The organism is uncultured Eudoraea sp. (assembly GCF_947260015.1).
Lineage (GTDB): Bacteria > Bacteroidota > Bacteroidia > Flavobacteriales > Flavobacteriaceae > Eudoraea.
The window spans coordinates 1-10,598 of sequence record NZ_CAMYOM010000072.1; the positions used below are offsets into that span (position 1 = coordinate 1).

Genomic DNA, 10,598 nt, shown 5'->3' on the forward strand with positions numbered 1-10,598 from the left:
GCTTAGGAATATTGTGTATTTGGTTTATTTTACTGTGTGGATGGTTTTCGGATACAGTCTAATTAATTTTGTAAAGTACAAGCGCATTTTCCTGATCCTTACATACAAATTCTATCTTACGGTCATTATCAATATCATCCAGGTCTATCATGGAATATCCAAATACCGGAAAATTTTGAATTGCTACCGCATTACTGTCAAACAGATACACCTTTTGACTTTGGATGTCAGTCACACTTATGTATATTTTATCATGAACATAAAATATAACGGGATGGGTATAGACCCCTAAATCGAGCGTTACTTTTTTTCCCTTAATACTCAGAATATTTTCATTATTGCTAACCAGTGTTCTGCTTGTTGCATCAAGTCCATGATCTTCGGAATAGTTAAGTTTTGTTTTCGAAACATTTCCTTTAGTATCAATTGAATAGAGGGTACCTTTTTTATCCGTTACGATAAAATTATTTTTGTATAAATAAGTATTATTAGAGGAAAATTCAATTTTCTCAGATACCTTAACTCGCGTATTACCTACGCGATTCATTATTTTAAGTTCTCCATTTTCCAACATAAAAACCAAATAATCTTTATTACCACTTTTAATATGTTTGGGTGCCGCAAGAACCGGACTACCTGTATCTGTATATTTAAAACCCCTTACAATCTTACCTTTTGAATTATACATATAAACTTTTGACCCCTGGGCAATGACAAAGCGGTAATTTCTTTTGCCCTCATAATCGAATACTGCAAGTTCATTTAAGTTTCCGCCAGGGAAATTCATATTAAAAGGGGCTACTTCTTTGCCGTTTCTATCTAAAATCAGGAATTCATTTCCGGTGGTAAAAGCTAATTGTAACCGTCCATTTTTATATAGGTCTACCTGACTTACCTTGCCTTGTATTTTTCCCTTTAGTTGTTTTTTCCATAATATTTTACCCTTAGTGGATATTAAATACAAATTGTTATCCATGTCCTGAACCACAATTTCTTTTTTGTTGGTCCTGTGATTTTTTACAAATTGGGGATTAGTAGCTAAATCACTATCTAATTCTACCCGGAATAGCGCCGAAATAGTATTCCTCTCTTTTTCCTTATACTTCTTTTGAATGAGTAGATTGGTATGATAAAAATTTGCATCGGCAACAATTTGTCCGGCAAAAATATAATTGGAAGCTTCTGTTTTATTAAAATCATTTAATAGTTCCTTAGTGCAATGCATCTTCAAGATATCTTCCATGCCCTTTGCATTAGCCATAAAAACAATGCTCGATTCATCTGCGAGAACTTTACGCGCCGTTTCATATAGCATACTTTTGTCAAATGTGGAACCACTACTATTGTCCCGAATTATCCCTTGCAAGACATCAAGCTCTTCTGAAAAAATAAAAGTGTTTTCCAGGATAGTATAATAATTGGCTTTAAATTCCTTAAGCAGCGGATTAAAGTATTCGTAAAGAAATTTGTTGCTGACAAGTTCGAAAGTTTCACGACCCATATATATGGCATTGTTATTACTCTTATCTTCCAGAAACTGCGTGATGTTTTCTGCGCCATAGGTGCTTAAGATAACCGCTTTTTTGTTTTCGATAAACAGCACGCCAATTTCTTCAACAGTATTGAAAACACTGTCTCTTTTAAACGGCGCCTCTAAATAGTCTTTCTGATTTTGGGCAAAATCATCATAATTATCAAAAGAAAAGGAAATAAATGCATCTGTATTTGCCGGTATTTTTGCACTTAAGTTTCCAACCGCAGGTCTTGTATTCTTGAATAAACTAAGCAAGTTTTTGGTTGATTCTTTGGCAATTGATATACCATTCAATTGGAGGAAATCCTGAGAGGGTTCTATATCAAAGGTTACCCAATCTGCAAAACCTGAAAATCGTATTGTAGTATCTTTTTTAAAAACATATTCATCCATCCAATTGCTCTGTTCCAGATTCAGGAAAACGGAAGCAGATTTATCAATATTCGAAGTTTCAAACAGCGAATTAAGAATGGGGTCAATTTCGGTGTTATTTATGTTATCAATGATGTCATCTAAAAGATTAAGAGATGATCCAAGTAAAATTTGCCGATCGAGTTCAATACTAAAAAAAGTACTTTGTTCTATTTCGTATCTCTTATAACTTCTGCCTTCAAAAGAGACTGATTCAATGGTGGGGCTTTCGTCTTTATCAGGATTAATAAAACTCAACGGTTTGTCGGAGACATAAATGAATTCGGAATTTAGAGAATCAATTTCAGTAAAGGCAAGGATGCCGCTGGTATCGCTTTGGACAAATTGAAGTGCTTTGGTCCTTCCCAGGATATTTTCATAGTTCTTCGTTGAAGTCAGTGGTTTTAAAAATTCATTGTTTTTAAATTCGCTTTTTAGGTTAGTCAGATTGTTAACTTTAATTATTAATGAAGCATTTTTGGGCAGATAATCTAAAAGTGGTGTTGTAGATTCTTTTTGTTTCTGGCATGAGAGGATACAAAAAACAATAAAGGTGAAAACTAATTTAAATCTCATGTACAATGCTTTGTAGCAAATTTAGAACTTTATCTACTTTTATCTATGCCGTAAGCAGGGAAGTTATTTATGATATTCAAAACGAAATGTTTTTCCGGGAATTTAACTCAAAAGGAATATCTGAAAGGTGTACATTATAAGTGAAGCTTTAGTTGTTCGGGCAATAATTTAAAGCTTTTTCTGTGATATTTGGTAATACCGTAATCCACTATTGCCTGTCTATGCTCTTCGGTGCCATAGCCTTTGTTTTGTTTCCAATTGTACATCGGAAATTCTTCATGAATTTTTTCCATATAGGCATCTCTATAGGTTTTAGCCAATATTGATGCCGCAGCAATACTTTGAAATTTGCTATCACCTTTAATAATACATTTAAAAGGAATTTCATTAATTGGCTTAAACCTATTGCCATCCACTATTAAAAAGTCAGGCACTTTAGACAGCTTGTTAATAGCCTTATGCATGGCAAGTATTGAAGCGTTGAGAATATTAATACCATCAATTATATCTGTTTGAATATGTGCTACACCATAACAAATGGCACTAATTTCAATAAGAGGACGCAGCCTGTTTCTGGTTGATGCGGATAATTTCTTGGAATCATTAAGCGATTCTTCAGCAAACGTGCTTGGTAATATTACTGCTGCCGCAGTAACAGGTCCGGCAAGGCAGCCCCTTCCCGCTTCATCTGTTCCGGCTTCAAGTTCACTGTCCTGATAATATTTTAGCATAATTCCTCGGCAAGCTCATTTTACTGCTTATAATACACTGAATTCGAAAATTTCAGATTCAGAACTATTTCCCTGGCTATCTTTGCTAATAACACGCCAGTAATATTCCCCTGTGGATATTGCAGCCTCAATAAAAGAATCCGAAGTAGTTCCTAACAAAGTGGAAGGATCACTATCGGTGCCATAATCGCTGAGCCACGTGCTGGATTTACTACTTCAGCAGGGAAAGGTGCGTAATTTTCAACCCCAGGGCCCTGATTATAAAATTTCCAGGTACTGCTTGAAGCAGTTGTATTGGTTCCGTCTGCTTTAGACACAACAAACCATTCATAAGGCACTCCACGATCCAGGGTTATATCAGCAGAGTTGGTATTGGAATTAGATTTTGAACTTGCATTGGAGTTGAGGTTTCTTAAGTTAACTTCGTAGCTATCTGTATTTTGAGAAGCATTCCATTCAAAAGTCACTAAGCTTTGAGACTCATTTAATACAACACCCTCGTTGCATTCGGTATTATTGTCAGGAAAGACCAGAGTCGATGCCAAGGGTGATGCCACCGGATCCGGATCCGAAATGGGATCCGGATCAGGGTTATTGTTATTGTCCTCTCCTCCGCAGGCGGCAATAAAAAAAATGGCTAGTATGAAAATTCCATAGTTTAGTTTCATCGCCTAATTATTTTATAATTCAACAAAGATGTTTTTGTTTTAACATTTAACAGGTAAATACCCCTGGATAGGCCATCTACATTAAATTTTACCTCATTTTCTGAAACACGGTAAGTTTTGGTAAAAACTTTGGTGCCCTCTATGGAAAACAATGATAATTCAACTTCATCTAAATTTTGATTCCCTAGATATACGTTTAATTCGCCGGCGGATATTGGATTGGGATAAATAAATAATTCAGAAGTCAGGACAATCATTTCTTCATAAATACCCTGGCAATCCTTATCTGTTTTAACGCTTAAAGTATTTTCCAACATTGAAAGCGGCAATGTTATTTCACTTTCTGAGGTTCGATACTCCTTATTATTTAATGTGATGAAATAATTTATTCCTCCCGATAAACCAAGGGTAACCTTATTAGATGCCGAACTTATTTTGGAAGTTACAGAAAGTGCTTCCGGTTCAGTAATGTTGATATCATAACATAATTCGTAACTACTTTCTCCTTCTACTGTAATGCACAGGCGATAGACCCCTGCCTTAAGGTCGCTAAAGGATACAGTATCTGAAAAATTATTATTCAGAGCGGTACCATTGCCACTAAGTGCAGCCGAATAATTTAAATTAGCCTGAGCCTCTATAGTAATGTTGCCATCATTACTGGTACTGCATGTTTCCCCGGTGCTAAGTACTTGAAAGTTATTGGCAGCTAAAGAAAAAATTGTGCATCCGGTAATGTCAACAACATCGTTCTGAGCCGTATTTGAACAAAGGTCTATGGAATTAGGAACACCATCATTATCAGCATCATCATCACAAACATCACCTAAAGTATCATTATCGGTATCTGCCTGATCTGCATTAGCTATTAGTGGGCAATTATCTTCCGTATCCGGAACCCCGTCATTATCATCATCGATGTCGCAGACATCACCTTCTCCATCATTATCACTATCTAATTGATCTGCATTACTAATTAATGGACAGTTGTCATTTATATCCACTACGCCATCATTATCATCATCATCATCATCCTGAAAACCCTCAACAACTAAATCGTCAATTACTACCCCATCCTGGTTTAAAAATGGATCTGACACAAATGCTATTCTAAATATCACGCTTTGTTCGTTTGTGAGATCTGTTTCTCCCCTTGCAGCGTTGGCAACAAAGTCATAAGCATATTCGGATAAAGTAGCGTTGGTGCCCGTCCATTGAGCCCCTGGACAATTTTGGCAGTCATCTTCATTCCCTGAGGAAGCGTTAGTTCTGTCACTGGTATACCAATTGGGTTCACTGTCTATTGTACCCAGAACATTCCATGAAACACCCTCGTCAAGTGAATATTCCACATAGACAATATCAAAATTTGGTTCTAAATCATATGCCATATTGAACTTAAGAACAGGGGCCAGAATAGTGGAGAGTTCATAGCAATTACTAACCAGGAATGATTGCGTTTCGTCAGGGTAAACGCCCTCCAAATTGGTGGCATAGACTTGTTCACCTGAAGCTGCCTGGTTTAGAACACTTGCGGAGGGGATACCTTTTTCCCAAACGCTGATACCTCCCGTTTGGTTATAGGTGACCAGGGTTTCATCTGGCGATTCAAAAGTATTAACCATATCACCTATACCGAAGTCATTAACGTAAAATGTAGTTGAGACGCTGTTGTTATCATCATAAGTATCATTAATAATGGTAACTGTGGCTTCCAGAACTGATTCCCCGATAGTTTCAATATTCTGAGAAGGTAAGGAAATGGTCATTGTTTCTTCGCTAAGAATAGTACTGCTGTTCCATGTAAAATTTTGTATCGCCCCTCCATTAAGAGAATAAGTGACATCAATTTCGGTTATCGGGTTAAGTCCTTTATTTTGAACAAAGATTTCAGGTAAAATTTCACTGCAGAGTACCGATCCGGGAATTGGTGTTAAGGATACCAATTTTATGTCGTCTTCGGGTAACTGAATATCAATAGGAGATTGCCAGATACCACTTCCGTACGTACTGGCCACTATAACTTCATCATCAATACTTATTTCAAGATCACTTATGCCCGTACTCGGCAGGTTGGTAAAATAATCTTCCCATTCAGTAAGGGTGTCGTCCAGACGGTAGACCCCCGTACTGGTCCCAACAAATAAGGGGTTATTAGTATCCCGGCTCTGGTGTACTATAGAGAAAAATGCCTGGTCTGTTGGGATGTTATAGGTAATATTTTCTTCAGTTGCCGTATTCCCGTTTATGGTAACCTTAAATATACCTCTATCATTTGAGGGTATATTATTGGGAATGTTGTTTGAATTCAAAGCCGATGTAGTCAAATAAACAATATTGGAGTCATTACTATTGATGGTGATGTCTGAAATATCAGCATCAAATTCTTTTAAAGAGATAAAAGTGACACCACCATCCTGACTTCTATATAATATATTGTTTTGAGCAACAAAGAGGGTCATCGGATTATTTGGATCTACTTCCAGGTCATCAATATTAGTAAGACTTAAATTGGAAGAGACCTTTTCCCATGAATTACCTGATAATTTATAAACTGCGTTAAAACCAGAATACACATCACCCTCACTACTAATTGCCAGAGGTGTGATCCAGTTTCCTCTGAGTGGATTACCCAGGCCATCAGAAGGAGGAAGGACACCACCTAGGTTCTGACCGGAATTGGTGGTTATGTACAAGATTCCACCGAATTGTGAAAAACCGTAAATGATATTGTCGTTGGTGGGGTCTATTTCATAATCCATGCCGTCTCCTCCGGAATAGATATTCCATTCCTGATTATTATAAACGAAACCCGAATTATCCTGTGTACCACCCGCGATCTTGGACGCATTATTTTTACCAATTGAAATACGATAAAACTGTGTAATAGACATTCCATTTGTCTTATCTGTAAAAGTTATACCATTATCTTCAGATACATATAAACCTCCATCCGTTCCTGTAAATAACTTATTATTATATATTTTTAAAGTATGAATATCGACATGCGTATATGCCGGTGTTAAATCTGTATCATTATTATTCAGCCTGTTAAAGGAGTCACCTCCGTTTGTGCTTTTCCAAATATTGATTGCTCCTAAAACTAATCTTCCCGAAGAGGTGGGTAAAATATCTCTAATGGGAGTGAAATCTTCCCCGTTGATGGACTTATAATATGCATTATTTGAAACCCCATAAACGGTATTACTATCCCCGGGTTTTAATTTAAAGTCCTTTATGGTACCAGGTATTTTTGTTTCCCAGTTATCACCACCATCTGCAGATTTCAGGAGTCCCCTATTGGTGCCCACCCAGATAACGTCCGAATTGGTAGGGTCTATTACAATTTCATTCATGGTCCAATTATAATCGGTATTCCTGGTATTCAGGCCGGTTTCATTCCAGGTAACCCCACCATCCAATGATTTAAAGACTCCTATACTATATGAAGCTCCTCCGTCATCGTCACCTGTAGCTATATATACAATATTAGAGTCATTTTTATCTATGGCAATACCTGAGACTCCTATCTGGGGAAAATCGTCAAAAAAGTTTGTCCATGTATCACCTGCATCTGTACTTTTCCATAAGCCTCCTGATGGGGCACCCGCATACCAGATATTTTCGTTGTTTGGATCTACCGCAATGGCATTTACTCTTCCGGTTCCGGGTAGGCCAATGGATAATATGCCGGATGAAAATGGACCTACAGCTGTCCAATTACTGGTTGGATTTACGTCTCCCTTATTGGCTTGCTGAACTTTCCAGCTATCATATAGTTGTCTGGATGTAGGAAGATTACCGTCAATATTAACAAAGTGCTTCCAATAATTTTCCCATCGCTTAAAAGGTTTGTAGCCAATTCCTTTCTTAGTAATATCTTTTCCTTCCCAGTACTTATCAAAAGCGTTGGTTATTTCTTTAAAAGTAAAATTCTCTTGGGTGGTTTTGGCCACAGATGACTTCTTGTTAACTAAGTCTTTCATCCAGGGTGCCCCTTCATTGTATTGAGCATTAGAAAAAAATCCTGCCAGCAAACAGAACAAAGCTAATTTTCTTAACATATACATTTTTTATAAATATCCTGAAAAAACAAGGAATAATCAATTATTTCTGATGAAAGGCACTAATTTGTGCTCAATATTTCTATAATTTGAAGGTTCTTGATTTTTTTTGACAAGTATAATCAATATAAAACTTTCACATTTCATTAGGAACAAAAAAATTAACTTTGCTGTTAACATCAAACAATAATCATTTGCCATAGGCAGAATAATCCATTTAGTAGTTGTTACATTATTATAAGCAGTCTGATAAGAATCAATACTATCAAAAATTGTAACCAAAGTCTTTCAATGAGATATCTCCTTTTGTTGTTTTTGGTTTTTACCAGCCATTCACTTTTTTCACAAAATGATTCAATAGCACCGTCCAAATTGAAAGATCCTGCCTTGTACAAAATGGAGAGAGATAAAAAGAAAGAACAAAGCAAATCAGGGAAACAAAGTAAACAAAAAGATAGTACGGGAATTACGATCAGGGATTATAAAGTTATTTCTTATACAAGAGACTCTACTTATTTAGATACCACACTTAGTATACAAAAAGAATACAAATACAATTATTTGCGCAGGGATGATTTTGAATTAATGCCTTTTTCCAATGTAGGTCAGCCTTATAATCACCTTGGTCTCAATTTGGATCGCAATACCCTTTACCCAACTATTGGTTCTAAAGCAAGGCATTTTAATTATTTAGAGGTGGCGGACATATCTTATTATAATGTAGCCACTCCTTTGACAGATCTTTTTTTTAAAACTACTTTTGAACAGGGTCAACTGTTAGATGCCATGCTAACCTTTAACACTTCAAGACGATTTAACTTGTCTATAGGGTATAAAGGATTCAGGTCTTTAGGGAAGTACCAATGGAGTCAGGTCAAATCGGGAAATTTTAAATCTAGCGCCAACTATGTTACAAAGAATGAACGTTACAGATTAAGGGCACACTGGACATCTCAGGAAATTGAAGGAGAAGAAAACGGTGGAATTTCCAATAAAGAACTACAGTTTGAATCTAAAGATCCCGATTTTAAAGACCGGTCCAGAATAGATGTTTTTTTTACGGATGCCCAGAACATTCTAATTGGTAAAAGATATTTTCTAGAGCACCAATACAGATTGATTAAAAATGAAACTGATTCCGTAAGTTCTAAATCTAATTACCTGGGGTTTGGACATACTTTTACCTACGAATCCAAGAATTACAAATTTCAACAGGATGCTGCAAACGAATTTTTTGGAGATGCTCTGGTAAGCCCTATTAGTGACAGGGCTAACTTAAAGACCATGTATAATGAGATTAATGCAGAGTTTTCTAACAGAACCCTGGGTGTTTTAAAGGCATCTGTTAATTTGTATAACTACAATTATTTTTTCAATAGCACAATTACCACTGATGAAGGTTTTATACCAAATAGGTTGAAAGGAGCGGAGGTAGCCCTAGGTGCAAAATACAAAAAACAGATAGGGGGTTTCATGTTAGATGGAGGTATCGCTTACAATATCTCCGGAGAGTTAACAGGAAATATTATTGATGTGTCGGCCAGTTACCAAATTAATGAAAAGAATAAAATTAGTGCCAGTCTGCATTCATCTTCCAGATTACCAAATTTTAACTTCTTATTGTATCAGTCTGATTATGAAAACTACAACTGGTATAACACTCAAAGCTTTGAAAAAGAACGTCTGAGCAGTCTGCAATTTAATCTGGAATCACAGGTGTGGGGTAATATAAGCGCGAAATATACAACAACAGACAATTATACTTATTTTGCTTCTCTTGCAAATGATGAACAAGTTGATGCCAATTTGGAGAATGCTTATATAAAACCATTTCAGGAAACGAATAGCGTAAATTACTTAAAAGTCAAATATTTTAAAGAATTTAAATTTGGAGACTGGGCATTGAGCAATACACTAATGTATCAGAATGTCATACAGGATAATGAAGTATTAAATCTACCCACATTTGTCACAAGAAATACGCTTTATTTTTCCAAGCATGTTTTCAAAAAAGCGATGTTCCTGCAAACGGGAGTAACCTTTAAATATTTTAGTAGCTATAATATGGACGCCTACAATCCGTTACTTGCAGAATTTTATACACAGAACCAGGAAAAACTAGGAGGATTTCCATTATTTGACTTTTTTATAAATGCAAAAGTCAAAACTGCAAGGATATATCTTAAAGCAGAACATTTTAATTCTTCATTTACAGGGAATACCTTTTATGCCGCTCCTGATTACCCATATCGTGATTTTGTAATACGTTTTGGATTGGTCTGGAATTTCTTCTACTAATAATACATTAAAACTGCAAATAAATACGGGTTCAGATTGCAGGTCTGACTTTTATCTGCTGTTTTGTTAGGATATTCTTTTATGCCTGGTTTGATTATTAGCTAAAATATTTGGGTATTACACCAATAATATTTAATGGTGAAAGCTTCATTTTCAAGGTGTTATAGTTTAATAATTTTTATAGTATATTTTTTTTTGATTTAGGGTTGTACAAGGAAAAAAAGTGCTTTATATTTGCACCCGCTTAGCTGAGCAGTAGCATTGGTTAAGTTTGGAATTAGAATGTAAGAGCTACGGAATACAGAAGTTCATTGAC

At 35.9% G+C, this 10,598-nt stretch carries 5 protein-coding genes; 1 reads left to right on the forward strand and 4 read right to left on the reverse strand.

Going from position 1 to position 10,598, the window contains the following annotated elements; all coding sequences use genetic code 11:
• Window positions 1–58: 58 nt before the first annotated feature.
• From Q0X66_RS15520 to Q0X66_RS15535, 4 genes are all read right to left on the reverse strand, one after another.
• Entirely contained in the window at window positions 59–2,521 is a 2,463-nt protein-coding gene (locus Q0X66_RS15520) for a ribonuclease HII (protein WP_297707969.1), read from the reverse strand.
• A 134-nt stretch (window positions 2,522–2,655) separates the two neighbouring features.
• On the reverse strand, window positions 2,656–3,252 hold the full coding sequence (locus tag Q0X66_RS15525; RefSeq protein WP_297707971.1) for a ribonuclease HII: 597 nt from the start codon (window positions 3,250–3,252) through the stop codon (window positions 2,656–2,658).
• A gap of 152 nt (window positions 3,253–3,404) precedes the next feature.
• Window positions 3,405–3,920 (reverse strand): hypothetical protein, encoded by a 516-nt coding sequence (locus Q0X66_RS15530; RefSeq protein WP_297707974.1) that lies wholly within the window; start codon window positions 3,918–3,920, stop codon window positions 3,405–3,407.
• On the reverse strand, window positions 3,917–7,984 hold the full coding sequence (locus tag Q0X66_RS15535; protein WP_297707976.1) for a thrombospondin type 3 repeat-containing protein: 4,068 nt from the start codon (window positions 7,982–7,984) through the stop codon (window positions 3,917–3,919). The genes Q0X66_RS15530 and Q0X66_RS15535 overlap by 4 nt, the downstream gene beginning before the upstream one ends.
• A gap of 291 nt (window positions 7,985–8,275) precedes the next feature.
• Here Q0X66_RS15535 and Q0X66_RS15540 point away from each other — a divergent pair, with 291 nt between their 5' ends.
• Complete coding sequence (locus Q0X66_RS15540; RefSeq protein ID WP_297707978.1) at window positions 8,276–10,282, forward strand: putative porin; 2,007 nt, start codon at window positions 8,276–8,278, stop codon at window positions 10,280–10,282.
• Window positions 10,283–10,598: the final 316 nt, after the last annotated feature.

Bases quoted from the DNA above. Each gene is read 5' to 3' on its own strand.
- Q0X66_RS15530 (WP_297707974.1), bottom strand. From the start codon at position 3,920: ATGAAACTAAACTATGGAATTTTCATACTAGCCATTTTTTTTATTGCC.
- Q0X66_RS15525 (WP_297707971.1), bottom strand. From the start codon at position 3,252: ATGCTAAAATATTATCAGGACAGTGAACTTGAAGCCGGAACAGATGAA.
- Q0X66_RS15540 (WP_297707978.1), top strand. From the start codon at position 8,276: ATGAGATATCTCCTTTTGTTGTTTTTGGTTTTTACCAGCCATTCACTT.
- Q0X66_RS15535 (WP_297707976.1), bottom strand. From the start codon at position 7,984: ATGTTAAGAAAATTAGCTTTGTTCTGTTTGCTGGCAGGATTTTTTTCT.
- Q0X66_RS15520 (WP_297707969.1), bottom strand. From the start codon at position 2,521: ATGAGATTTAAATTAGTTTTCACCTTTATTGTTTTTTGTATCCTCTCA.